The organism is Pseudomonas sp. SDO5271_S396 (assembly GCF_054071795.1).
In genome coordinates this window covers 1-239 of sequence record NZ_JBSVWB010000133.1, presented here as the reverse complement: position 1 = coordinate 239, position 239 = coordinate 1, and the positions used below count along the sequence as shown (strand labels likewise).

At 60.3% G+C, this 239-nt stretch carries 1 protein-coding gene; it reads left to right on the top strand.

Translation table 11 applies throughout. The features are described 5' to 3' along the window. The coding region (locus tag ACW9IN_RS30160) for a LysR substrate-binding domain-containing protein (protein WP_457369250.1) at positions 1-185 on the top strand (185 nt) is incomplete at its 5' end. Positions 186-239: the final 54 nt, after the last annotated feature.

Here is a 239-nt window from a genome sequence, read left to right as displayed (position 1 = left end):
GCATTGGCCTCGCTTACTTGCCTGACTTTGCCATACGTGAATGGCTCGAAAGCGGCGAATTGGTGCAGGTGCTGCACGACTGCACCGAGCGCGGCAGCTTTCGCATGATGTGGCCATCGAGCCGGCACCCGTCGCCCAAGCTGCGCGTGTTTATCGACTTTCTCAAAGCGCGGCTGTTTGCCTGATCAGGCGTGGTCAAACCGCTCACGCGCACGGCGGAATTCATCGCCCTTCTCCAC